21 protein-coding genes are annotated in these 23313 nt (G+C 64.2%); 11 read left to right on the forward strand and 10 right to left on the reverse strand.

Annotated elements, in window-relative coordinates; all coding sequences use genetic code 11:
* The 3 genes from N3C64_RS07215 to N3C64_RS07225 all read right to left on the reverse strand — a co-directional run bounded on the left by N3C64_RS07215 (position 1) and on the right by N3C64_RS07225 (position 3477).
* The gene (locus N3C64_RS07215; protein ID WP_260013493.1) at positions 1–1014 is read right to left on the reverse strand and encodes a glycosyltransferase family 2 protein; all 1014 of its coding nucleotides are present in this window, start codon (positions 1012–1014) and stop codon (positions 1–3) included.
* Between the two features lie 181 nt (positions 1015–1195).
* A complete protein-coding gene (locus N3C64_RS07220) occupies positions 1196–2686 on the reverse strand; it encodes an aldehyde dehydrogenase (protein ID WP_260013494.1) in 1491 nt (496 codons plus the stop codon).
* Positions 2687–2823: 137 nt separating this feature from the next.
* Positions 2824–3477 (reverse strand): GntR family transcriptional regulator, encoded by a 654-nt coding sequence (locus N3C64_RS07225; protein ID WP_236021138.1) that lies wholly within the window; start codon positions 3475–3477, stop codon positions 2824–2826.
* A 166-nt stretch (positions 3478–3643) separates the two neighbouring features.
* On the opposite strand from N3C64_RS07225, the gene N3C64_RS07230 reads away from it, so the two are divergent.
* Genes N3C64_RS07230 through N3C64_RS07280 form a run of 11 tightly spaced genes read left to right on the forward strand, consistent with a single transcriptional unit; the run spans position 3644 to position 14784 of the window.
* Complete coding sequence (locus N3C64_RS07230; RefSeq protein ID WP_260013495.1) at positions 3644–4993, forward strand: glutamine synthetase family protein; 1350 nt, start codon at positions 3644–3646, stop codon at positions 4991–4993.
* The gene (locus N3C64_RS07235) at positions 4993–6315 is read left to right on the forward strand and encodes an NAD(P)/FAD-dependent oxidoreductase (protein ID WP_311201870.1); all 1323 of its coding nucleotides are present in this window, start codon (positions 4993–4995) and stop codon (positions 6313–6315) included. Before N3C64_RS07230 ends, N3C64_RS07235 begins: the two co-directional genes overlap by 1 nt.
* Positions 6316–6345: 30 nt before the next feature.
* Entirely contained in the window at positions 6346–7431 is a 1086-nt protein-coding gene (locus N3C64_RS07240) for a polyamine ABC transporter substrate-binding protein (protein ID WP_260013496.1), read from the forward strand.
* A 56-nt stretch (positions 7432–7487) separates the two neighbouring features.
* A complete protein-coding gene (locus N3C64_RS07245) occupies positions 7488–8627 on the forward strand; it encodes an ABC transporter ATP-binding protein (RefSeq protein ID WP_260013497.1) in 1140 nt (379 codons plus the stop codon).
* Complete coding sequence (locus N3C64_RS07250) at positions 8624–9532, forward strand: ABC transporter permease subunit (protein WP_260013500.1); 909 nt, start codon at positions 8624–8626, stop codon at positions 9530–9532. Before N3C64_RS07245 ends, N3C64_RS07250 begins: the two co-directional genes overlap by 4 nt.
* On the forward strand, positions 9532–10335 hold the full coding sequence (locus N3C64_RS07255; RefSeq protein ID WP_260013503.1) for an ABC transporter permease subunit: 804 nt from the start codon (positions 9532–9534) through the stop codon (positions 10333–10335). Before N3C64_RS07250 ends, N3C64_RS07255 begins: the two co-directional genes overlap by 1 nt.
* A gap of 45 nt (positions 10336–10380) precedes the next feature.
* Positions 10381–11100, forward strand: coding sequence for a type 1 glutamine amidotransferase (locus N3C64_RS07260; protein ID WP_260013504.1), 720 nt, complete (start codon positions 10381–10383; stop codon positions 11098–11100).
* A 30-nt stretch (positions 11101–11130) separates the two neighbouring features.
* Positions 11131–11784 (forward strand): CerR family C-terminal domain-containing protein, encoded by a 654-nt coding sequence (locus N3C64_RS07265; RefSeq protein WP_260013506.1) that lies wholly within the window; start codon positions 11131–11133, stop codon positions 11782–11784.
* 2 nt (positions 11785–11786) lie between these two features.
* Complete coding sequence (locus tag N3C64_RS07270) at positions 11787–12734, forward strand: HlyD family secretion protein (protein WP_311201871.1); 948 nt, start codon at positions 11787–11789, stop codon at positions 12732–12734.
* On the forward strand, positions 12731–13651 hold the full coding sequence (locus N3C64_RS07275) for an ABC transporter ATP-binding protein (protein WP_260013510.1): 921 nt from the start codon (positions 12731–12733) through the stop codon (positions 13649–13651). The genes N3C64_RS07270 and N3C64_RS07275 overlap by 4 nt, the downstream gene beginning before the upstream one ends.
* A complete protein-coding gene (locus N3C64_RS07280) occupies positions 13648–14784 on the forward strand; it encodes an ABC transporter permease (RefSeq protein WP_218630065.1) in 1137 nt (378 codons plus the stop codon). Before N3C64_RS07275 ends, N3C64_RS07280 begins: the two co-directional genes overlap by 4 nt.
* 6 nt (positions 14785–14790) lie before the next feature.
* On the opposite strand, the gene N3C64_RS07285 is transcribed toward N3C64_RS07280, so the two are convergent.
* The 7 genes from N3C64_RS07285 to xylF all read right to left on the reverse strand — a co-directional run bounded on the left by N3C64_RS07285 (position 14791) and on the right by xylF (position 23208).
* Positions 14791–15645 (reverse strand): universal stress protein, encoded by an 855-nt coding sequence (locus N3C64_RS07285; RefSeq protein WP_260013512.1) that lies wholly within the window; start codon positions 15643–15645, stop codon positions 14791–14793.
* An 11-nt stretch (positions 15646–15656) separates the two neighbouring features.
* A complete protein-coding gene (locus tag N3C64_RS07290; RefSeq protein WP_260013515.1) occupies positions 15657–17189 on the reverse strand; it encodes a SulP family inorganic anion transporter in 1533 nt (510 codons plus the stop codon).
* A gap of 134 nt (positions 17190–17323) precedes the next feature.
* Complete coding sequence (gene xylA, locus N3C64_RS07295; RefSeq protein ID WP_260013517.1) at positions 17324–18625, reverse strand: xylose isomerase; 1302 nt, start codon at positions 18623–18625, stop codon at positions 17324–17326.
* Positions 18622–20058, reverse strand: coding sequence for a xylulokinase (gene xylB, locus N3C64_RS07300; protein ID WP_260013521.1), 1437 nt, complete (start codon positions 20056–20058; stop codon positions 18622–18624). Before xylB ends, xylA begins: the two co-directional genes overlap by 4 nt.
* Positions 20058–20819, reverse strand: coding sequence for an ATP-binding cassette domain-containing protein (locus N3C64_RS07305; RefSeq protein ID WP_260013522.1), 762 nt, complete (start codon positions 20817–20819; stop codon positions 20058–20060). The genes xylB and N3C64_RS07305 overlap by 1 nt, the downstream gene beginning before the upstream one ends.
* Positions 20816–22111, reverse strand: coding sequence for a sugar ABC transporter permease (locus tag N3C64_RS07310; protein ID WP_218630059.1), 1296 nt, complete (start codon positions 22109–22111; stop codon positions 20816–20818). Before N3C64_RS07310 ends, N3C64_RS07305 begins: the two co-directional genes overlap by 4 nt.
* Positions 22112–22188: 77 nt before the next feature.
* Entirely contained in the window at positions 22189–23208 is a 1020-nt protein-coding gene (gene xylF / locus N3C64_RS07315; RefSeq protein WP_218630058.1) for a D-xylose ABC transporter substrate-binding protein, read from the reverse strand.
* Positions 23209–23313: the final 105 nt, after the last annotated feature.

Below are 23313 nucleotides of genomic sequence, written 5' to 3' on the forward strand. Positions count from 1 at the left end.
TCAGTCGTCCGTTCCTGCGGCGGGGTGTTGCGAGCGCACGATGTAAAGCGGCCGCTGGCGCACCTCGGTATATATCCGTCCGACATACTCGCCGATGATCCCCAGGGCGAACATGTTCAGCCCGCCGAAGATCAGGATCAGCACCGCGGTCGAGGCGTAGCCCGGAACGTCGATCCCGAAGAAAAGCGTCCGGACAATGAGGAAGGTCGAGTAGAGCAGCGACACCAGCGCCATCGCCATGCCGATATAGGTCCAGATTCGCAGCGGCATGGTCGAGGAGGCGAAGATCCCGTCGAGCGCAAGTCTCCACAATTTCCAGTAAGACCATTGCGACGACCCGGCCGCGCGGGCCGGGCGATCATAGGTTACCTCGTCAGTCTCGAAGCCGACCCAGGAGAACACCGCCTTGTTGCAGCGCGACCGCTCGCCCAACTGGCAGATCGCTTGGACGACTTCGCGGTCGAGCAGGCGGAAATCGCCCACACCGCGCGGAATCGGGCGCTCGGCTAGAGCGTTGAAGATGCGATAGAAGGCGCGCGCGGTGACGGATTTGACGATATTGTCGCCATCACGCCGGGCGCGGCGCGCATTCACGATCCGCGCGCCCTCCTCCCATTTCTCAAGCATCGCGCCGATCACCTCGGGCGGGTCTTGCAGATCGACGTCGAGCGGGATCACCGCATCGCCGCTTGCATGGTTCAGGCCTGCGACCAGCGCAGCCTCCTTGCCGAAATTGCGCGACAGGTTGATCAGGCCGATGTCGTCACGCTCCGCCGCAGCGGCAAGAATGATGCGCTCGGTCTTGTCGCGGCTGCCATCGTTCACGAAGAGGATGTCGAAGGCAAAACGCGGCCCCAGAGATTGCAGGATCGGGGAGGTGTGCGCAAGAAAAGCAGCGATGCTTTCCTCTTCGTTATAGACCGGAACGACCAGCGTCACGCGGCGCGTCATGGTCGGAACGGCAGCGGTAACCGGGTCCGCAGTCTGGGGAAGTATCTTGGACTTAATGCTCATGGGCGGAACGATGCCCTCAGTGTGACTATTGCTTTCCCGAGTCATTGGACGTTCTCACCGCGGCGAAAATAAGGCGAATACACGATGATTGGTGAAAAATTGGCAATAGTGTAGCCCTAAGCGCCCGGATTTTCCCGCCGGGGGTGCTCTCCGGCCGCGCAGGGCTGCCGGAGGGGCTTTATCAGCGACCAAGCGCGATCCAGGTGGTCTTCAGCTCGGCATATTTGTCCAGCGCATGAAGCGACTTGTCGCGCCCGATGCCGGATTGCTTGAAGCCGCCGAAGGGCACCGTCATGTCGTCGCAATCGTAGCAGTTCACATAGACCAGACCCGCCCGGATCCCGCGCGAGACGTGATGCGCGGTGCTCAGATCATCGGTCCAGACCGCCGAGGCGAGGCCGTAGCAGCTGTCATTGGCAACATTGATCGCCTCATCGACCGAATCCACCGGGATGACCGAAAGCATCGGCCCGAAGATCTCTTGCTGCGCCACGCGCATCTCATTACGGACATTGTCAAAGATCGTCGGCGCGACATAGCAGCCGCCGGTCTCGGCGCGCTCGCGCGTGCCGCCAAGGCGTAGGTCGGCGCCGTCCTCGCGGGCGGTATCCACAAAGCCCAGAACCCGTTCGGTATGGCGATGATCGACCAGCGCGCCCATCGTGGTGGCCGGATCAAGCGGATCGCCCGGCACGAACTCGGCGGCGGTCTTGGCCAGCACCTCGACCACCTCGTCATGCACGGCACGTTCGACGATCAGGCGGCTTGGGCAGGTGCACATCTCACCCTGGTTGAAAAAGGCCGAGCGCGCCGAGGTCTGCGCCGCATGCGCCGTGTCGCGGTAGCTCTTGAGAATGATGTTGGGGCTCTTGCCGCCCAGTTCCAGCCCGATCTTCTTGAGGTTCGACTGCGCGGCATATTCCATGAAATACTTGCCGACCTGGGTCGAACCGGTGAAGAACAGCCCGTCGACATCCATGTGCAGGCCAAGCGCGCGGCCGACCTCGGGGCCAAGGCCGGTGACCACGTTGAACACGCCCGGAGGCACGCCTGCCTCAAGCGCCAGCTCCCCCAACCGCAGCGCGGTGAGCGAGCTTTGCTCGGCTGGTTTCAGCACCACCGAGTTGCCCATGGCAAGCGCGGGCGCGACCTTCCAGGCGGCCATCAGCATCGGGAAGTTCCACGGCACCACGGCGGCGACGACGCCGAGCGGTTCCTTGGTCACCAGCGCCAGCGTGTTGGCGGCGGTGGGGGCGACCTCGTCATAGATCTTGTCGATCGCCTCGCCATACCAGTCGAAGCAATTCGATGTGGCGCGCACGTCGATCGAGGTGCTGTCCGAGATCGGCTTGCCCATGTCGAGCGTCTCAAGCAGCGCCAACTCGTCGCGATGGGCGCGAATCAGATCGGCCAGGCGGCGCAGAACAGCCTTGCGCTCGGCCGGGGCGCGGCCCGACCAGACACCCGCCTCGAAGGTGCGGCGCGCCGAGGCCACGGCAAGATCGACATCCTGCGCGCCCATCAGCGCCACATCGGTCAGCAGGCGACCATCGATCGGGCTGATCGAGGCAAAGGTTTCTTCCGAAAGCGATGCGACGCGCTTGCCGTCGATCAGGCCGCGGCCGTCGATCTGAAGGGATGCGGCGCGGTTGTGCCAGTCTTCGCGGGTCATGAGGGGCGTCCGTTTTCCTGAAAGAGATATACCTTATAAGCAAATGCTATCACATTTTGTCAAACGGAATCCGAAATCTTCCCGCTGGAAGCCGGACGCTGCCTGCGGATTCGCGCCCGAGGGAGGGGTGAGAGGGCTTAGCTGGCGATATCCATCTGTAGGTTGCGCAGCATCTGGCGGCCGGAACGGATCGAGCCGTCGCGGATATCGCTCTCTATGGCGGCACAAAGCGCGATCACGTCACGCGCGCGCATGGCGGCCAGCATCTCCTTGTGCCGGTCCACCACATTGATCGAGTCGATGTTCTCGATCACCTGCCGCTGGAAGGGGCCAAGCTGCAGCCAGATGCTCTCGATCAGGGGCATCACCGCCTGATCGGGGTTGAGGCAGTAGAGCCGCTTGTGAAAATCCTGGTTCATCCGGGTCAGCGCATCAAGATCGCGTTTCGCGATGGCGCTATCCATCTGATCGTCCAGTTCTTTCAGATTTTCAATAACAATATCAGAGATATACGGCATTGCCCGCTCGGCGGCGTGGATCTCGAGCGCGATACGCAACTGCACCAGTTCCTCGAACCGGCCAAGCGTCATCTCGGGGACGCGCAGCCGCCGGTTGCCCAGAACCTCGATCGCATTCTCGGTGCTTAGCCGCCGGACGGCTTCGCGAATGGGGGTAGGGCTTAGCTGGAACTGTTCAGCGAGACCGCGGAAGGTCAGCGCCGTTCCGGGCCGCAGAGCGCCCACCATCACCGCATTGCGCAGCCGGTAATAGGCATAGTCCTGGGTCGTCATACCGTCGGCGCGGGGAATTTCAGGCAGCGGGCAGTGGTTCATGGGGCGGTGGCTCGGACGCTTTGTGTGGCTGTCCCTAGCATGACTTTGTTTCGCAGTTGACTCAAGGGCTGAAATCTATCACAACAATCCAAACGCTATCACAAAATGCTCAGGGAGCCTTATCATGCAGACCGTGGACGCGACAGCCTGGCTGGCCGAACGCCCGGAAATCGAGACGATCTTTGCCTGTATCTGTGACCTCAACGGGGTCATGCGGGGCAAGCGCGTCCCCGCCGATCAGGCGGAGAAGATCACCAGTGGCGGGCTGCGGATGCCGCTGTCGCTTCTGGGGATGGATATCTGGGGCGAGGACATCGAGGGCAACGAACTGGTCTGGGATACGGGTGATGCCGACGGGCTGTGCGATTTCACCGGCCGCCCGCTGAGTCCGGTTGACTGGACCTCGCGCCCTGCTGCCTTCGCGCAGCTCTGGATGCGCACCGAGAACGGCGAGCCCTTCCCGGGCGACCCGCGCCGCGCGCTGGCCAATGTCGTCGAGCGGTTCCGCAAGCACGGCCTGACCCCAGTCGTCGCGACCGAGCTGGAGTTCTACGTCGTCGATCCCTCGGGTCGCACGCCGCAGCCGCCGTGCTCGCCGGTGACCGGTAAGCGCCTGGACTCGGATGGCGCGCTTTCGCTTGATGAGCTTCAGCATTTCGACGCTTTCCTGAACGAGGTCTATGACGCCTGTGCCGCGCAGGGCATCCCGGCAGATGCCGCGATCTCGGAAAACGGCGCGGGTCAGTTCGAGATCAACCTGCTGCACGTGGATGATCCGCTGAAGGCCGCCGATGATGCGGTGCTGTTCAAGCGCCTTGTGCGCGGCATCGCCCGCAAGCACGGTTTCGCCGCGACCTTCATGGCAAAGCCCTATGGCGACCGCGCCGGTTCGGGGATGCATGTCCATTTCTCGCTGATCGATGACGAGGGCCGCAATGTCTTCGACAACGGCGGTGACGAGGGCACCGAGCTGCTGCGTCACGCCGTGGCCGGTCTGATCCGCACCATGCAGGAAAACACGCTGGTGTTCGCGCCGCATGAAAACTCGTTCCGGCGCCTGCTGCCGGGCTCGCATGCGCCGTCCTCGGTCGCATGGGGCTACGAGAACCGCACCGTCGCGATCCGCATTCCGGGCGGCAGCCCGAAGGCCCGCCGGATCGAGCATCGCGTCGCTGGCGCCGATGCCAACCCCTATCTCGTGCTTGCCTCGATCCTGGGCGGCGCGCTGCTGGGGATCGAAGGCCAGTGGGAGCCGCCGGCGCCGATCCTCGGTGACGCTTACTCACAGACGCTCGAAACCCTGCCGCCCGACTGGGCCTCGGCCATCGAGGCTTTCGACAAGGGCCCGCATATCGAGCAGATCTACTCGAAGCGCCTCAAGCGCATGTTCATCCAGTGCAAGCTGCAGGAACTGCGCCGCTTCACCCGCCATGTAACCGATTTCGAATATCACTCCTATCTGGAGGCCGTGTGATGAACGCGATGACCACCATGTCCAAGCACCCCTATGCGGGCACCGGCGCGCATACCGGCAGCTACTATGCGGCCTCGGCCAACCCCGCCCCGCTGCGCCCCGCGCTGCAGGGCATCCATGAAACCGATATCTGCGTCGTCGGCGCTGGCTATTCGGGGCTTTCGACCGCGCTGCACCTGCTTGAAAAGGGCTACAAGGTCACCGTGATCGAGGGCGCGCGGATCGGCTGGGGCGCCTCGGGGCGCAATGGCGGGCAGATCGTCAACGGGCTGAACGCCAGCCTCGACACGATCGAGCGTCGCTACGGCAAGGACACCTCGACCTTCGTCGCGGGGCTCGTGACCGAGGGCGGCGATATCATCCGCGAGCGCATCGCTACCTATGACATCAAATGCGACCTCAAGCATGGCAACGTATTCGCGGGCCTGACCGCCAAGCACATGCGCGAGATCGAGGATCGCTGGAAGCTCTGGCGCTCCTACGGCATCGAAAGCCAGGAGATGCTGAGCGCCGAGCAGATGCGCGAGCATGTGAATTCGGACGTCTACGTGGGCGGGATGATCGACCACAAGGGCGGCCATATCCATCCGCTGAACCTCGCCCTGGGCGAGGCCGCGGCGATCGAAAAACTGGGTGGCACGATCTTCGAAATGTCGCCGGTGACCTCGGTCGAGACGGAAGGCCCGCGCCCCTCGGTCAAGACGGCAAACGGCAAGATCGTTGCCAAGACGCTGGTGCTGTGTGGCAATGCCTATCTCGGCCATGTCGTGCCGACGCTGGAATGGCGCGTCATGCCGGTCTCGACGCAGGTGATGGCGACGAAGCCGCTTGGTGAGAAACTGGCGCGCGAGCTGATGCCCTCGGACGTCTGTATCGAGGACGTGCGCTATATCCTCGACTACTACCGCTTCTCGGCCGACAACCGCCTGCTGTTCGGCGGCGGCACGGTTTATGGCGGGGCTGACCCCAAGGACATCAAGGCGAAACTGTGGAAGAACCTCAACAAGGTCTTCCCGCAACTGGCCGGGACCGAGATCGACTATGCCTGGTCGGGCAACTTCGCGCTGTCGTTCTCGCGCGTGCCGCAGATGGGGCGGATTGGCCAGAACACCTATTTCGCGCATGGCTACTCGGGCCATGGCGTCACCGGCTCGCACACCTTCGGGCGCATCCTGTCCGAGGCGATCAATGGCGATCTGACGCGGTTCGACACCTTCGCCAAGCTGCCGTGGATCCCGTTCCCCGGCGGGCGGATGTTCCGCGTGCCTTACTCGGTCATCGGCTCGTGGTGGTATGCCGCGCGCGATCGTCTGGGCATCTGAGCCCCAGCGTTTTCACAGGGAGATCACGAAATGAAAAACCTCATGGCCGCTGGCGTGGCCGTGCTTGCTTCGGCAGGCGTGGCGGCAGCAGAAGAAGCCGTTCTGAACATCTACAACTGGTCGGACTATATCGCGGAAGACACGATCGCGAATTTCGAGGCCGAGACCGGGATCAAGGTCAACTATGACGTCTTCGACAGCAACGAGGTTGTCGAGGCCAAGATGCTGACCGGCTCGACCAATTACGACATCGTCGTGCCCTCGCTTGAGTTCATGGCGCGTCAGGCGCAGGCCGGCGTGTTCCAGGAGATCGACCGCGCGCAGATCGCCAACTACGGCAATCTCGATCCCAAGGTGATGGAGATCATCGCCGCCAACGATCCGGGCAATGCCTATGGCGTGCCCTACATGATGTACACCGTCGGTCTGGGCTACAACCGCGACAAGGTGGCCGAGCGTCTTGGCTCGGAAGAGATCGACAGCTGGTCGGCGCTTTTCGACCCTGCACAGGCGGAAAAGCTGCAAGATTGTGGGATCGCCCTGCTCGACTCGCCCTCCGAGATGACGGCGGCGGCGCTGAACTACCTTGGCCTCGACCCGACCTCGGAAAAGGCCGATGACCTTGAGGCCGCGACCGAGCTGATGAAGGGCGTGCGCCCGTTCATCCGCTATTTCCACTCGTCGCAGTACATCAACGATCTGGCGAATGGCGACATCTGCCTTGCCGTCGGTTACTCGGGCGACATCCTGCAAGCACGTGACCGCGCCGACGAGGCCGGGCAGGGCGTGCGCGTGGCCTACGAGATCCCGAAAGAGGGCGCTCTGGTGGGCTTCGACATGCTGGTGATCCCCTCGGATGCGCCGCATCCGGAGAACGCGCACAAGTTCGTCGATTATTTCCTGCGCCCCGAGGTTTCGGCCGCCATCACCAACTACGTCTACTACGCCAACGCCAACCAGAAGGCGACCGAGCTGGTGGACGAGGCGGTCCGCAACGACCCCGGCATCTACCCGGCGCCCGAGGTCATGGCCAAGATGTACTCGGCCAAGCCGCACAGCCAGCGCTACGACCGTTCGCTGACCCGCGCCTGGACCTCGCTCAAGACCGGACAATGATCGGATCGGCCACCCCCGCCGTGGGGTGGCCTTTGCATTTCTGACAGGGAAAGAAAATGACCGAAGCAACCTCGGCCCGCGCGCTCAAGCCGTGGGAGGATCCGAATGCCAAGCCGTTCTTGCAGATCCGCAACGTCACCAAGAAGTTCGGCGCTTTCACGGCGGTGAACGATGTCTCGCTCGATATCTACCAGGGCGAGTTGTTCTGCCTTCTGGGCGGGTCGGGCTGCGGCAAGTCCACGCTGCTGCGGATGCTGGCGGGGTTCGAGATGCCGACCTCGGGCCAGATCCTGATCGACGGCGAGGATATGTCGGGCGTGCCGCCGCACAAGCGCGACACCAACATGATGTTCCAGTCCTACGCGCTCTTTCCGCATATGAGCGTGGAGAAGAACATCGCCTATGGCCTCAAGCGCGACGGCGTGCCGCGCGCCGAGATCGCGACCCGCGTGACCGAGATGCTCTCGCTCGTACAGCTTGACGGGCTGGCCGCGCGCAAGCCGCACCAGCTTTCGGGCGGTCAGCGTCAGCGCGTGGCGCTGGCGCGCTCGCTGATCAAGCGCCCGAAACTGCTGATGCTCGACGAGCCGCTCGGCGCGCTCGACAAGAAGCTGCGCGAAGAAACGCAGCGCGAACTGATCAAGATCCAGGAAACGCTTGGCGTGACCTTCGTTGTCGTGACCCACGACCAGGAAGAGGCGATGACCCTCTCCTCGCGCCTGGGAGTGATGACCGCCGGGCAGATCGTTCAGATCGGCACGCCGCATGACGTCTATGAATATCCCAACACGCGGTTTGTCGCGGATTTCATCGGCTCGGTGAATATCTTCGAGGGCAAGATCGCCGAGGATGCCGACGATCACGTGGTGATCCGCTCGGGCGATACTGCCAGCGATATCCTCGTGTCGCACGGGATCAGCGGCGTGAAGGGCCAGTCGGTCGCCGTGGCGCTGCGCCCCGAGAAGATCGCGATTGAACGCACCCTGCCTGAAAGCCTGCCCAACCGGCTGGCGGCCACGGTGGATGACGTCTCTTACATGGGGAACCTGTCGGTCTTCCACGTCACCCTGCCGACCGGCAAGCAGGTCAAGGTCAGCCAGACCAACCGCCGCCGCTCGGAGGACGATGCGATCCGCGCGGGCGAGGCGGTGCAGATCGGATGGGACGGCGCGGCAAGCGTCGTGGTGACGGCATGACAGCGCGCGGCCTGTTTGAATGGGTCGGCGCGAAGGGACGGGCCTTCGTGGTCGCGGCGCCCCTTGCGTGGCTCACGCTGTTCTTCCTGCTGCCCTTCGTGGTGCTGGCCAAGATCTCGCTCTCGGAATCGGCCATCGCGCGCCCGCCTTATCTGCCGATCTGGGAATGGGCCGAGGGCGTGCTGAACGTCTCGCTCAACTTCGGCAACTACCTCTTCCTGACCGAAGACCCGCTTTACCTGATGGCCTATCTCGGCTCGCTCAAGATCGCGGCGGCGGCGACGGTGATCACCCTCCTGATCGGCTACCCGATGGCCTATGTCATCGCACGCGCGCCGCAGCATCGCCGGAACATCCTGCTGATGCTGGTCGTGCTGCCGTTCTGGACCTCGTTCCTGCTGCGCGTCTATGCGTGGATCGGTATTCTCAAGGGCAATGGCGTGATCAACAACGTGCTGATGTCGATGGGCGTGATCAATGAGCCTCTGGTGCTGCTGCAGACCGATTTCGCCGTCTATCTGGGCATCGTTTACAGCTACCTGCCCTTCATGATCCTGCCGCTTTACGCGACGCTGGTGAAACTCGACGAGGCGCTGCTGGAAGCCTCGGCCGATCTGGGCGCGCGGCCCTTCGTGACTTTCCTGACGGTGACCCTGCCGCTTTCCGTTCCGGGGATCATCGCGGGCTCGCTTCTGGTCTTCATCCCGGCGGTGGGCGAGTTCGTCATCCCTGCGCTGCTCGGCGGCCCCGATACGCTGATGATCGGCTCGGTGCTGTGGAATGAGTTCTTCTCGAACCGTGACTGGCCGGTGGCTTCGGCGGTGGCGATTGTAATGCTGGTGGTGCTGGTAATGCCCATCGCGATCCTGCAACGCACCCAGTCGGGCAAAGAGGAGGCCAACTGATGCGCCGCTCTTTCAGTCTTCGCCTCTCGGCCTTCCTGGGGTTCGTCTTCCTTTACGCGCCGATCTTGTCGCTGATCATCTTCAGCTTCAACGCATCCAAGCTGGTGACGGTCTGGGGTGGGTTCTCGACCAAGTGGTACGCCGCGCTGCTGCAAGATCAGCAGATCCTCGACGCCGCCTGGGTCAGCCTCAAGGTCGCGCTGATGTCGGCCACCATCGCGACCGTAATCGGCACGCTGGCCTCCTATGCGCTCGCCCGGTTCGGCCGCTTCCCGGCGCGCATGATGCTGAGCGGGGCGGTGACCGCGCCGCTGGTGATGCCCGAGGTAATCATCGGCCTGTCGTTGCTGCTGCTGTTCGTGGCGCTTGAATCGCTGGTTGGCTGGCCCGCCGGGCGCGGGGTGGACACCATCGTGATTGCCCATGCCACCTTTGGCGCGGCCTATGCGACGGTGGTGCTTGGCTCGCGGATGGGTTCGCTCGACCGTTCGCTCGAGGAAGCCGCGCAGGATCTGGGCGCGCGCCCGATCCGGGTCTTCTTCGACGTGACGCTGCCGGCACTGGCGCCCGCGCTGATCTCGGCCTGGCTTCTGGTGTTCACGATCAGCCTTGATGACCTTGTCGTGGCCAGCTTCGTGACCGGGCCGGGCGCCTCGACCCTGCCGATGGTGATCTTCTCGAAAGTGCGTCTTGGGGTCAGCCCCGAGGTGAACGCGCTGGCGACGCTGATCATCGTGTCGATCTCGGCGGTGATCCTGATCGCCGCCTGGCAGATGCAGAAAAGCGAAGCCCAATCGCATTGATCTATCCGGAGCGGGCCGCCCCGCTCCGGTCCTTTCGGAGACATCATGAAGATCGGTATCCTGCAGACCGGCCGCTCGCCCGAAGAGTTGCGCGACGCGTTCGGCGATTATGACAGCTTCTTTCACCGCCTTCTGGCGGGGCGGGGGTTCGAGTTCGAAACCTGGCCCGTGCTTGACGGGGTGTTGCCAAGCGACCCCAATGAGGCCGATGGCTGGCTGATCACCGGCTCGCGCTTTGGCGTTTATGAAGACCACGACTGGATCGCGCCGCTTGAGGCCTTCATCCGCTATTGCTTCGTCAAGGCGGTGCCGATGGTCGGCATCTGTTTCGGCCACCAGATCATCGCGCAGGCGATGGGCGGCCGGGTCGAGAAGTTCGACGGTGGCTGGGCGGTGGGTGCGGCCGATTACGCCACCGAAGACGGCGCAAGCGACAGCCTGCTGGCCTGGCATCAGGATCAGGTCACGGTGAAGCCCCGCGCCGCGCGGGTCATCGCATCGAATGCCTTTTGCGAGAATGCGGCGCTGGCCTATGGCGATCAGGCGCTGACCTTCCAGCCACATCCCGAGTTCACCCCCGAGTTCACCCGCGCCCTGATCGAGGCACGCCGTGCGATCCTGCCCGACGACGTGGCGGATCGGGCGCTAAGCGGTCTGGGCGGGGCGCTGGCCACGGAGAAATACGCTCAGGCGATTGCCGATTTCTTCCAGCGCGATCACACCGGAGCCTGTGGCAGAGTGTCCGAAACGCAGGGCGTCGCTTGATTTAATCAATCGTTTGATTATGATTAGGGCATGACCGATCATGCCCAATCAGCCCCACGCCCCGATGGCACCGCGCTCGCCCTGATCGAGGCGGGCGTCGCGCTGTTCGGCCGTCAGGGCTTTGCCGCCACCTCCACGCGCGAGATCGCCGCCAAGGCGGGCGCCAATGTCGCCTCGATTGCCTATTACTTCGGCAGCAAGAATGGGCTGCGAGAGGCCTGCGCGCGCGAATTCATTCACCGTGTCGGTGGTGTAATGGCCGATCCGCCGCAACTGCCCGACCTGAGCCCGCAGCAGGCCGCCGAAGTTCTGCGTCGCACGATCCGCAAGATGGTGGGCTTTGTTCTGGGCAGTGACGCTGCGCGTGATCTGGTGGCCTTCGCCCTGCGTGAGATCACCGAGGAGACCGAGGCTGCCGATATTATCTACCGCGATCTGATCATGCCGACCCATGCGCGGATCTGCGCGCTCTGGGGTCTCGCCAGCGGTCAGCCCGCCGAATCCGAGGCCGTGCGCCTGCGCGTTTTCAGCTTCATCGGGCAGGTGCTCTATTTCCGCCTTGCCGGCCCCGTTGTCACACGCCGCATGGGCTGGCAGGGCTATGGCCCCGAGGCTGTCGACCAGGTCGCCGATATGATCGTCGGGAATTTCAACGCCATGCTGCGCGAAACCGAAGGGAATTGACGATGGACATCTGCTCGGTCCCGATCCTCTCGGCGCTGATCGGCGCCTGTGCGGCAGCCAGCCCGCTTGGCACAGGTTATGTCGAGGGCGACTACGTTCTGCTGGCGCCAATTGCTACGGCGCAGGTCGAAAGCCTGGAGGTGACGCGGGGCGAGCGTTTCGCGGCGGGTGAAGTTCTGGTCCGGCAAGAGCGGCGCGATGCCGAATTGTCGGTCGCGCGGGCCGCGGCCACGCTGGCTCAGGCGGAAAGCCAGTTGAGCAACCTGCGCTTGGGCCGCCGCCCGGAAGAGATCCTGGTGATCGAGGCCTCGCTGGCCTCGGCCACGGCGCAACTGGCCGAGTTCGAGCGCCAGCTTGCGCGGTTGAGCACGCTTGCAGCCCGTGGCGCCGCGAGCGAGGCACAGCGCGAGGATGCGGAAACCGCGGTTTCGGTCGCCCGCGCCAGTGTTGCGCAGATCGAGGCCAATCTGGCCGTGGCGCGCCTGCCCGCCCGCCCCGAGGAGATCGCCGCGGCCGAGGCGGCGGTGCAAGCCGCGCGCGCCGATCTCGACAAGGCGGTCTGGACGTTGGCCAAACGCGATCTGACCGCCCCGGCGGATGGCGTCGTCTCGGATATTCTGCGAATGCCGGGCGAGATGGCTGGCCCTTCGGCGCCGGTCCTGTCGCTCTTGCCCGATGGCGCGGTCAAGCTGCGCCTCTATGTTCCCGAAGGCGAGATCGCCGCGCTGTCCACCGGCATGCGCCTTGCCGTGCAGTGCGATGGTTGCGCCGAGGGGCTGAGCGCCCGGATCAGCTATATCGCCGATGGCCCCGAGTTCACCCCGCCGGTGATCTACTCTCTGCAAAGCCGCCAGAAGCTCGTCTATCTGGTGGAGGCCCTGCCCGAGGGCGAGGCAAGCCTCAAGCCCGGGCAGATCGTCGATGTCTCGCTGGTCGGGGACGCGAAATGACCGGCGAACCCGCCATTGCCGTGACCGGTCTGGTCAAGCGCTTTGGCGAGCGCACCGTGGTGGATCACGTCTCGATCGAGGTCGCGCGGGGCGAGATCGTGGGCTTTCTGGGGCCGAACGGCTCGGGCAAGACCACGACGATCCGGATGATGTGCGGCCTGCTGACGCCCGATGAGGGCGAGGGCCGCGTGTTGGGCCATGACATCTTGCACGATCAGCGCGCCATCAAGCGCGAGGTCGGCTATATGACGCAGAGGTTCAGCTTCTACGAAGACCTGACCATTGAAGAGAACCTGCAATTCGTCGCGGGCGTGTTCGACCTGCCGCGCGAGGCGGTGGCCTCGACCCTTGCCGATCTGGGCCTGACCAGCCGCAAGGGGCAGTTGGCCGGTTCGCTCTCGGGCGGGTGGAAGCAGCGGCTGGCGCTGGCAGCCTGCATCATGCACCGCCCCAAGCTCCTCATGCTGGACGAACCCACCGCCGGGGTCGATCCGAAAGCCCGGCGCGAGTTCTGGGACGAGATTCACCAGCGCGCCGCCGAAGGGCTGACCGTCCTTGTCTCGACCCATTACATGGACGAGGCCGAGCGTTGCCACCGCATCAATTACATCTCCTATGGCAAGCTGATCACCCAGGGCACCGTGGCCGAGGTGGTGCGCGACGCGGGCCTGACTACGATGGTGCTCGAAGGCCCCCGCATCGCCGAGGCGCAGCGCATGTTGCGCAGCATGCGCGGGGTCGAGCAGGTCGCGCCCTATGGCAACAGCCTGCATGTCATCGGCCGCGACGGCCCTGCCGTGCGCAAGGCCGCCCAGACTGCCGCCGAGGCCACGCAGTCGAAACTGCTCGAGGCCGAGACGAGCCTTGAGGATGTCTTCATCCAGCTGATGGGTGCATCGCAGGATAATATGCAATGAGCACGTTCTTCTCCTGGCAGCGGCTGCGCACGATCATCCGCAAGGAATCGATCCAGATGCGGCGTGATCGGATCACTTTCGCGATGATGCTGGGTGTGCCGCTGATGCAGCTGATGCTGTTCGGCTTTGCCATCAACAACGATCCCAAGGATCTGCCAGCCGCGCTCGTCGTTCCGGTGCAGGACCGCTACAGCCGCGCCATGGTCACGGCGCTTGAGCTGACGGGCTATTATCGCTTCACCCACCCTGCCGCCACGGCCGCCGAGGCCGAGGCGCTGATCGCGGCGGGCGATGTCAGCTTTGTCGTCACCATGCCGTCGGATTTCGGCCGCCGGTTCGAGCGCGGCGAGCATCCGCAGATCCTGATCGAGGCCGATGCGACCGACCCCGCCGTGGCCTCGGGCGCGATCAACACCATCGGCACCGTCGCCAACGAGGCGCTCTTGCGCGAGGCCCGCACCGAGGCCGCCATGGCCGAGAACCAGGCGACCAAGGTCGATGTGGTCATCCACCGCCGCTACAACCCCGAGGGGTTGACGCAATACAATATCGTACCCGGCCTTCTGGGCGTGATTTTGCAGATGACCATGGTGATGATGACCGCCATGGCCCTGACGCGCGAGACCGAGCGCGGCACGATGGAGAACCTGCTTTCGATGCCGGTGACTCCGATCGAGATCATGCTGGGCAAGGTACTGCCCTTCTTCGTGGTGGGGGCGGTGCAGGTGGTGGTGGTTCTCGTCGCCGCGCGCCTTATCTTCGGCGTGCCCTTCGCGGGCAGCATTTGGTTGCTTCTGCTTGGCGTCTTCGTCTTCGTGATGGCGCTGGTTGTGCTGGGCTATGTGTTCTCGACGCTTGCGCGCACGCAGATGCAGGCGATGCAGCTGACGTTCTTCTACTTCCTGCCGTCGATCCTGCTGTCGGGCTTCATGTTTCCCTTCAGCGGGATGCCCACCTGGGCGCGCTGGATCGGTGAGACCCTGCCGCTGACGCATTTCCTGCGGCTGATCCGGGGCGTTATGCTCAAAGGCGCTGATCTGGCGGCCATTGCCTCGCCGCTCCTGGCGCTGACCGGCTTTGCCATCGGCTTTACCCTGCTGGCGCTGAGCCGGTTCCGCCAGACGCTGGACTGACCCGCCTTAGCGGATCATCAGCACCGGCACCTTGCACGAGCGCACCATCGCCGTCGAGGTCGAGCCAATGATCAGGTTGCGGATCCGCGAATGGCCATACGCGCCCATCACCAGCATGTCGAAGCCCTCGTCATCGACCAGCTTGCCAAGCGCGGTATCGGGCTGGCCGGATACGACGCGGGTCTGCGCCTCGATCCCCGCCGCGCGCAGCAGTGCCGCCGCATTGGCTAGACCCTTCTCGATGGCGGGCGTGGCGCTGCCCACGGTAACCACGGTCACATCCAGCCCCGCGCAAAGCGGCGAGCGCGCCAGATGATCCACCGCCTTCATCGCCGAGGTGCCGCCATCATAGGCCACCAGCACCTTCTGGATCGGCTTGAACGCGCGCGAGGCCACGAGCACCGGCCGCGACGCCGTGCGCACGAGCCGCTCCATGTTCGAGCCCAGATGGTCGATGGCGAAATCCGCCGCCTCGCCGCGCTTGCCGATCAGGATCAGGCGGGCGTCGCCCTCGCGCTCACTCAGCGATTCGACCAGATCGCCATTGCGCAACTGGACCGAGACATCCTCGACACCCGCGCTGCGCACCATCTCTTGCGCGTCCTCAAGGATCGCGCGTCCGCGATGCGCAACCAGTTTGGCGCGCTGTTCATCGAGCGAGGCAAGTTCTGACATCAGCGCCGAGCGCGCGCCGAGCTTGATCTGGCCCGACAGGTCGGTGTTTTGCGGCGCATCGCGGCGGCCCAGAACGTGCAGGATTTCAACCCCGCAGCCCAGACGTTCGGCCGCCCAGGCGGCATGTTCGCAGACGCTGGCCGAGTAGATCGAGCCGTCCACGAAAGCGATGATCTTTTCCGTCATGGGGCTGCTCCTTAGTGCGCCATAAGCTTGTCGGCCGCGCCGGGTTTATCGTGAATCGCCAGCTTGTCCAGAATGGTTTCAGAGGCCTCGTTCAGACCCGTTACCTCTACTTCGGCACCATCGCGGCGGAATTTCAAGACCGCCATATCAAGCGCCTGCACCGACGAGATATCCCAGATATGCGCGCGGCTGACGTCGATGGTCACGCGCTCCAGCGCCTCGCGGAAATCGAAGGCGCGCATGAACTCCTCGACCGAGGCGTAGAACATCTGGCCCTCGATGTGATAGGTGCGATGGCGCCCGTCGGGTGTGACGCTTGAGGTCACGCGAAAGAGCTGCGCGATCTTGGCGGCGAAGAAAATCCCCGACAAAAGCACGCCCACCAGCACGCCGATGCCAAGGTTATGCGTCCAGACCACGGTCACCACCGTGGCCAGCATCACAACAGACGAGCTTCGCGGATGGGTTTTGAGTTGCCCGATCGACGACCAGGAGAAGGTGCCAACCGAGACCATGATCATGATCGCCACCAGCGCGGGCATCGGGATCTGGCTGACCCACTCGCCAAGTACCACGCAAAAGACCAAGAGCATGACGCCTGCGGTAAAGGTCGAAAGCCGCCCGCGGCCGCCCGATTTCACGTTGATCATCGACTGGCCGATCATGGCGCAGCCCGCCATGCCGCCGATGAAACCGGTGCCGAAGTTGGCAAGGCCCTGTCCGATGCACTCCATGTTCCGGTCCGAGGGCGTGTCGGTCAGATCGTCCACCAGGTTCTGCGTCATCAGGCTTTCGAGCAGACCCACGACCGCGACGGCGACCGAATAGGGGAAGATGATCCGCAACGTCTCGAAGTTCAGCGGCACATCGGGCAGCAGGAACATCGGCAGCGTGTCGGGCAGCGCGCCCATGTCGCCCACGGTGCGAACGTCCCAACCAAAGGCAATCGCGCAGATCGTCAGCACGACGATGGCCACCAGCGGCGAGGGCACGGCGCGCGTCAGGCGCGGGAAGAGGTAGATGATCGCCAGCGCCGCCACGACCAGCGGATAGGTCAGGACGGGGACGTTGCGCGGGTCCAATTCGGGCAGTTGCGCCATGAAGATCAGGATGGCGAGCGCATTCACGAACCCCGTCATCACCGATTTCGAGACGTATTTCATCACGAAACCAAGCCGCAGCAGACCCGCTCCGACTTGGAGGATGCCGGTCAGGATCGTCGCGGCCAGCAGGTATTCCAGCCCGTGATCGCGCACCAGCGTGACCATCAGCACCGCCGTTGCCGCCGTCGCCGCCGAGATCATCCCGGGCCGCCCGCCGGTGATCGCGGTGATCACGGCAATCGAGAAGCTGGCGTAAAGACCCACTTTCGGGTCAACGCCCGCGATGATCGAAAAGGCGATGGCCTCGGGGATCAGTGCCAGCGCCACGACTAGGCCCGAAAGCACGTCGGCGCGGATGTTCGAGGTCCATTGGCGGCGGTAGGTGTCGATGGAAAAGCCCAAATTCTGTCCCTTGCCGTTTCCCGGGGAAACGGTCTGCATCTCTGTCCTGTCAGGTTGACCGGCCGGGGGAGGCGGGGCCGGAGGTTCGCGCCCCGCTTACCCTTTGAGGCGCCAAAAGCCAAGCCAGCAAGCAAAAAGGGCCGGAGAACCGGCCCTCTTGGGTCTTTGGTGTCTCAGACGAAGCGGTTCCAGAGGTTCTCAAGCCGCTCTTGCCGACCCGAGCGGGGCTGTGGGTTGATCCCTTCGGCGCGCACGCGGGCCTCGATACTTGCCAGGTCCGAGGAGAGCAGCGCACGGTTTTCCGGTGTGTCCCACCCGGCGTAGCGGGCCTGACGGTTGGCCTCGAGCCCGCCGTCTTCCAAGAGCGCCGCTGCGGCCTTCAATGCCCGCGCGCAGACATCCATTGCGCCCACATGCGCGAGGATCAGATCCTCGGGGTCGAGCGACTGGCGGCGGATCTTGGCGTCGAAATTCGTGCCGCCGGTGGTGTAGCCGCCCGCGCGGAGGATCTCGTAATAGGCGCGGGCCATCTCGGGCACCGAATCCGGGAACTGGTCGGTATCCCAGCCCGACTGGTAATCGTTGCGGTTCATGTCGATGGAGCCGAAGATCCCAAGGCTCGCCGCCAGCGCGATCTCATGCTCGAAGCTGTGACCGGCAAGGATGGCGTGGCCCTGCTCGATATTCACCTTCACCTCGTTCTCAAGGCCAAAGCGCTTGAGGAAGCCGTAAACGGTGGCGACGTCATAATCGTATTGGTGTTTGGAGGGCTCTTGCGGCTTCGGCTCGATCAGGATCGCGCCCTTGAAGCCTATCTTGTGCTTGTAATCGACGACCATGCTCAGGAAGCGGCCCATCTGTTCGCTTTCGCGCGCCAGATCGGTGTTGAGCAGCGTCTCATACCCCTCGCGCCCGCCCCACAGGACGTAGTTTTCCCCGCCAAGGCGCTGTGTCGCATCCATGCAGGTTTTCACGGTCGCCGCCGACCAGGCGAAAACCTCGGGGTCGGGGTTCGTGGCTGCACCCGACATGAAGCGGCGGTTCGAGAAGAGATTGGCCGTGCCCCAGAGCAGGCGGGCTTTCGAGCCCTCCATCTTGGTGCCGATGTAATCGACGATTTCCTCAAGATTGCGGGTGTTCTCGGCGAAATCCGCGCCTTCGGGGCGCACGTCGGCGTCGTGGAAGCAAAAGAAGGGCGCTTGCAGGATGTCGAACATCTCGAACGCCACATCGGCCTTCATCCTGGCCAGCGCCATCGAATCTCCAAACCAGGGCCGCTCGAAGGTCTGACCGCCGAACGGATCGCCGCCCGGCCAGGCAAAGCTGTGCCAGTAGGCGACGGCAAAGCGCAGGTGATCCTCCATGCGCTTGCCCGCAAGCATCTCGTCGGGGTTGTAGTGGTGGAAGGCGAATTCGTTGTCGCTTTCAGCGCCCTCGAAGCGGATCTGGGGGATGCCCTTGAAAAAATCAGTCATGTCAGTCCTCGGATTGCGGCTGCGGCCCGGCGGTAGCGGGCGTGGCCTTCGTCAAATGCGTCGCTGAGGGCCAAAACAGGCTCTATTACAGCGGAAATTGTGGGTTGCGTGGCGATCTCGGCGCCTGCGCCGGTGGCGGCCATCAGGGCAAGGCGCGCGGCCCCGAAGGCGCCACCGAAGTCGCCGGCGACGGGAAGGCTGAGCGGCGTGCCAAGCGCGGTCGCAATCGCTTGACACCAGTAGCGCGAACGCGATCCGCCCCCGACGGCCAGCAGGCTTTCGATCTTGGTGCCCGTTGCGGCAAGCGCATCGCGGCAATCACGGATCGCGTAGGTCACGCCCTCCAGAACGGCGCGGGTGGCGGCGGAGCGGTCGGTCGTATGCTCAAGCCCCATGAAAGCGCCCCGGATGGCGGCGTCGTTCAGCGGCGTGCGCTCACCCCCCAGATAGGGCAGGAACAGGGTCTTTTCAGGCGCAATCAGCCCGCCCAGATCGGCGGTCAGGTCCGAGGCCGCGCTGCCCGCCAGCCGCGCGAACCAGTTGAGCGCATCGGTGGCCGCGAGGATCACCCCCATCTGGTGCCAGGTGCCCGGCAGGGCGTGGCAAAAGGTATGCACGGCGGTCGCCGGATCGGGCTGATAGCCGTCATTGGCCGCGAACAGCACGCCCGAAGTGCCAAGGCTGACAAAGGCCTGACCGGCCTTGACCACGCCCACCCCGATGCCCGAGGCGGCATTATCCCCGCCGCCGCCAGCGACAACGACGCCCCTGGGAATCCCGAAACGCTCGGCCAATTCAGGGCGCAGGATACCTGACACGTCCGAGCCCTCGACCAGTCGGGGCATCTGGGCGCGACGCATCCCGGTCTTGGCCAGAAGCGCGTCGGACCAGTCGCGGCGACCGGTATCGAACCAGCTGGTTCCGGCAGCATCTGACATTTCTGCCACGTGTTCGCCCGTCAGCCAAAGGCGCAGGTAGTCCTTGGGCAGCAGCACCCGCGCCACTTGCGCGAAAATCGCGGGCTCATGCCGCGCGACCCAGACGAGTTTCGGCGCGGTGAAGCCGGGAAAGACGATATTGCCGGTGATCGCGCGGAAATCTGGGTCTTCGTCGAGCACCCGGGCCTCGGCATGGGCGCGGGTGTCGTTCCACAGGATGCAGGGGCGCAGCACGTCGTCGGCGGCATCGAGCAGCGTCGCACCATGCATCTGCCCCGAGAGACCAATCCCCCGCAGCGCACCAAGGCCGTGGGGGGCAAGCTGGCCCAGAACCGACTCGGCCGCGCCGATCCAATCCGTTGGCATTTGCTCGGACCAGCCATCATGCGGGCGCTTGACGGACAGGGGGGCCGAGGCTTCGGCCACCACCTTTTGCGCATCGTCGATCAGGATACCCTTCAGCCCCGATGTGCCCAGATCGAGACCCAGATACATCAGCCAGCCGCCTCTTCGGGCTTCTTGCCAAGGATGATCATGCCAAGGATGTCCTCGTCCGTGACCTCATTGACGTTGACCGTGCCGACAAGCTGGCCGTTCTTCATCACCGAGGCGCGGTCGCACAGCTTCATGACGTTGTGAATGTCATGCTCGATCAGGAAGATGCCAAGGCCCTGGGCCTTCAGTTCCTGGATCAGCTCGGCCACCATCTGGGTTTCGTGGGGGCCAAGCGCGGCGGTCGGTTCGTCCATGATCAGGATCTTGGCATTGAAATAGACCGCCCGCGCGATGGCCACCGATTGCCGCTGACCGCCCGAAAGCGCCTTCACCGGCTCTTTGAACTTGCGGAAGTTCGGGTTCAGGCGGCCCATGATCTTGCGCGTCTCGGCCTCCATCTGGGCGTCATCGACAAAGCCCATGGGCGTGACCAACTCGCGCCCCAGAAACAGGTTCGAGGCCGCATCGAGGTTATCGGCCAGCGCAAGCGTCTGGTAGATCGTCTCGATATTGTATTTGCGGGCATCGCGCGGGTTGTGGATCTCGGCCTTCTCGCCATTGATCCGGATCTCGCCCGCATCCATCTGATAGGCGCCCGAAAGGCACTTGATCAGGGTCGATTTGCCCGCGCCATTGTGGCCAAGCAGGCCCACGACCTCGCCGGGGTAAAGATCGACGGTGACGTGATCGACCGCCTTGATGCCGCCGAATGCGATCGAGATGTCGCGCAGCTCGACCAGAGGGGTTCCACGATTGGTCATACCTTTTCCCCCGTGCGTTTGCGGTATTGGATGTCGATCCAGACGGCGAGAACGAGAACCGCGCCGACCACGATATTCTGGAAGGGGGCGTCCACGTTCACCATGGCCATGCCCGATTGCAGGCTTTGCATGATGACTGCCCCAAGGATGGCGCCGTAGATCGTGCCGATCCCGCCGGCCAGTGCCGTGCCGCCGATGACCGCCGCCGCGATCACGCGCAGCTCGTCGAGCGTGCCGATGTCATTGGCGTGGTTGGACAGGCGCGCCTGCGCTACCACCGCCGACAGACCGCACAAAAAGCCCATCAACGCGAAGACCTTGACCGTCAGCAGGCGGGTGTTGATACCCGACAGCTCGGCCGCGTCGGGGTTGCCGCCGGCGGCGAAAATGTAGCGCCCCAAGCGGGTGCGCCGGGCGATGACGGTCATGCCGATGGCGACGATCACCAGGATCAGCACCGAGATCGGCATGCCGTAGGCGGCGCTGAAGCCCTCGGGCATCACCTCGCCACGCTCGGCGAACATGCGCTTGAGCCGACCGATCGGCATTTCATAGGCGTTGTAGGTCGCGATCAGGCCCATGATGGCGGCGACGGCAATGCCCATCATCGTCACCTCGGCCCAGATCGGCTTGACCGGGAATTCATGCTGGATGCGTGCCGCGCGGGCGCGCCACAGGGCCCAGACCGCCCCGGCCGAGAACAGCACGCCAAGCGCCCAGGATACGGTCGTGCCAAGCGTGCCCTCGATCCCGCCGAACAGCATGAAGTGCTGATCGAGCGGCCCCAGTGTCTGGCCGTCCGACATATACCAGCCGAAGTTGCGCCAGATCAGCAGCCCGCCAAGGGTCACGATGAAGGCCGGAACGCGCTGATAGCCTACCAGCCAGCCGTTCAGCGCACCGATCAGCGTGCCGGTTGCGAGGCCCGCGACGATGGTGATCGGCGCGGTCAGCGGATGGCCGATCCCAAGCCCCAGCGTCTGCGGCAAGATCCAGACCTGAGACACGCCCATCACCGCCGAGCACATGGCCAGCACCGCGCCCACCGACAGGTCGATGTGGCGCATGACGATGACGAACACCATCCCGGTTGCCATGATCGCGACCGAGACGGTCTGGATCGACAGGTTGAAGATGTTTCGCGCGGTCAGAAAGCGACCGTCGGTCTTGATGTCAAAGGCAAGGCAGATCAGGGCGAAGACAACGATCATGCCCAACAGGCGGGTGTCGATCTCGAGCGCCTTGAAGAATGACGTTTTCTTAACGCCAGAGGGCGTTGCAGCATCGGTCATGGATTTGTTCCGTGGAGAGGGCCGCGTCATGGCGCAGCCGTTATGAAGGGGGGCGCCCTGTGGCGCCCCGGTTCAAATCAGTTGCAGGGGGCGGGGCCGCCCGAGACGCCCTGGCAGAGCGCGTCCTTGGCGATCCAGCCGGCATCGACCACGGCGGACAGGTTGTCCTTGGTGATCGGCATGGGCGCGAGGAACTTGGCGGTCATGGTGGTGCCCGCAGGCGAGGTCCACTCCATCGCGCCGTCGACGGCCTTCATGTCGGCACCACCGGCCAGCGCGACGGCGATCTCGCCCGCGGCCTTGCCCAGTTCGCGTGCATCTTTCCAGACCGAGACGGTCTGCGTGCCCTTGGCCACCCGGTTCAGAGCGGCGTGGTCGCCATCCTGACCCGAAACCGGCACGACCATGCCCTGCGCGGTCAGTGCGGACACCGCGCCACCGGCGGTGCCGTCGTTCGAGGCCACGACCGCATCGACCTTGTTGTCGTTCGCGGTCAGGATCTGCTCCATGTTGCGCTGCGCGTTCGCCGGCAGCCAGCCATCGGTATAGGCCTCGCCGACGATGGTGATGTCGCCCGCGTCGATCGCGGCTTGCAGCACCTCTTGCTGACCGCCGCGCAGGAAGTCCGCGTTCGGGTCGGTGGGCGAGCCCTTGATCATCACGTAATTGCCCTTGGGCGCGGCCTCCAGAACGGCGCGGGCCTGCATCCGGCCAACCTCGACGTTGTCGAAGGTCAGATAGAAGGCGCGCGGGTCTTCGATCAGGCGGTCATAGGCGATGACCGGGATGCCCTCGTCGGCGGCGGCCTGCACGGCCGGGCCGATGGCGGCGGTATCCTGCGCCAGAACGATCAGCGCATTCACGCCCTGCGCCATCAGCGCCTCGATGTCGGAAAGCTGCTTGGCCGAGGACGATTGCGCATCGGCCGAAATGTACTTGGCGCCGGCCGCCTCGAGGGCGCCCTTGATCGCGGCTTCGTCGGTCTTCCAGCGCTCTTCCTGGAAGTTCGACCAGGAAACACCGACGGTCATCTCGGCGAATGCCGAGGTTGAAAGGCCTGCCGAAAGCGCCACGGCGGCCACGAGAATCTTGTGCATTATTTCCTCCCTTATCGGCCCAAAGGCCCACCCGGCAGATTCGCCAGCGTGGACTCAAGGATGTCGATAATAAATTTAGTTGTCAAAATAAAAATAACAGGAGAG

Origin of the sequence: Sedimentimonas flavescens (assembly GCF_025154035.1) — a bacterium.
Classification (GTDB): domain Bacteria; phylum Pseudomonadota; class Alphaproteobacteria; order Rhodobacterales; family Rhodobacteraceae; genus Rhodobacter; species Rhodobacter flavescens.

Excerpts from the sequence above, each read along its gene's own strand:
- N3C64_RS07215 (WP_260013493.1), bottom strand. The coding sequence starts at position 1,014 with ATGAGCATTAAGTCCAAGATACTTCCCCAGACTGCGGACCCGGTTACC.
- N3C64_RS07220 (WP_260013494.1), bottom strand. The coding sequence starts at position 2,686 with ATGACCCGCGAAGACTGGCACAACCGCGCCGCATCCCTTCAGATCGAC.
- N3C64_RS07225 (WP_236021138.1), bottom strand. The coding sequence starts at position 3,477 with ATGACGACCCAGGACTATGCCTATTACCGGCTGCGCAATGCGGTGATG.
- N3C64_RS07230 (WP_260013495.1), top strand. The coding sequence starts at position 3,644 with ATGCAGACCGTGGACGCGACAGCCTGGCTGGCCGAACGCCCGGAAATC.
- N3C64_RS07235 (WP_311201870.1), top strand. The coding sequence starts at position 4,993 with ATGAACGCGATGACCACCATGTCCAAGCACCCCTATGCGGGCACCGGC.
- N3C64_RS07240 (WP_260013496.1), top strand. The coding sequence starts at position 6,346 with ATGAAAAACCTCATGGCCGCTGGCGTGGCCGTGCTTGCTTCGGCAGGC.
- N3C64_RS07245 (WP_260013497.1), top strand. The coding sequence starts at position 7,488 with ATGACCGAAGCAACCTCGGCCCGCGCGCTCAAGCCGTGGGAGGATCCG.
- N3C64_RS07250 (WP_260013500.1), top strand. The coding sequence starts at position 8,624 with ATGACAGCGCGCGGCCTGTTTGAATGGGTCGGCGCGAAGGGACGGGCC.
- N3C64_RS07255 (WP_260013503.1), top strand. The coding sequence starts at position 9,532 with ATGCGCCGCTCTTTCAGTCTTCGCCTCTCGGCCTTCCTGGGGTTCGTC.
- N3C64_RS07260 (WP_260013504.1), top strand. The coding sequence starts at position 10,381 with ATGAAGATCGGTATCCTGCAGACCGGCCGCTCGCCCGAAGAGTTGCGC.
- N3C64_RS07265 (WP_260013506.1), top strand. The coding sequence starts at position 11,131 with ATGACCGATCATGCCCAATCAGCCCCACGCCCCGATGGCACCGCGCTC.
- N3C64_RS07270 (WP_311201871.1), top strand. The coding sequence starts at position 11,787 with ATGGACATCTGCTCGGTCCCGATCCTCTCGGCGCTGATCGGCGCCTGT.
- N3C64_RS07275 (WP_260013510.1), top strand. The coding sequence starts at position 12,731 with ATGACCGGCGAACCCGCCATTGCCGTGACCGGTCTGGTCAAGCGCTTT.
- N3C64_RS07280 (WP_218630065.1), top strand. The coding sequence starts at position 13,648 with ATGAGCACGTTCTTCTCCTGGCAGCGGCTGCGCACGATCATCCGCAAG.
- N3C64_RS07285 (WP_260013512.1), bottom strand. The coding sequence starts at position 15,645 with ATGACGGAAAAGATCATCGCTTTCGTGGACGGCTCGATCTACTCGGCC.
- N3C64_RS07290 (WP_260013515.1), bottom strand. The coding sequence starts at position 17,189 with ATGCAGACCGTTTCCCCGGGAAACGGCAAGGGACAGAATTTGGGCTTT.
- xylA (WP_260013517.1), bottom strand. The coding sequence starts at position 18,625 with ATGACTGATTTTTTCAAGGGCATCCCCCAGATCCGCTTCGAGGGCGCT.
- xylB (WP_260013521.1), bottom strand. The coding sequence starts at position 20,058 with ATGTATCTGGGTCTCGATCTGGGCACATCGGGGCTGAAGGGTATCCTG.
- N3C64_RS07305 (WP_260013522.1), bottom strand. The coding sequence starts at position 20,819 with ATGACCAATCGTGGAACCCCTCTGGTCGAGCTGCGCGACATCTCGATC.
- N3C64_RS07310 (WP_218630059.1), bottom strand. The coding sequence starts at position 22,111 with ATGACCGATGCTGCAACGCCCTCTGGCGTTAAGAAAACGTCATTCTTC.
- xylF (WP_218630058.1), bottom strand. The coding sequence starts at position 23,208 with ATGCACAAGATTCTCGTGGCCGCCGTGGCGCTTTCGGCAGGCCTTTCA.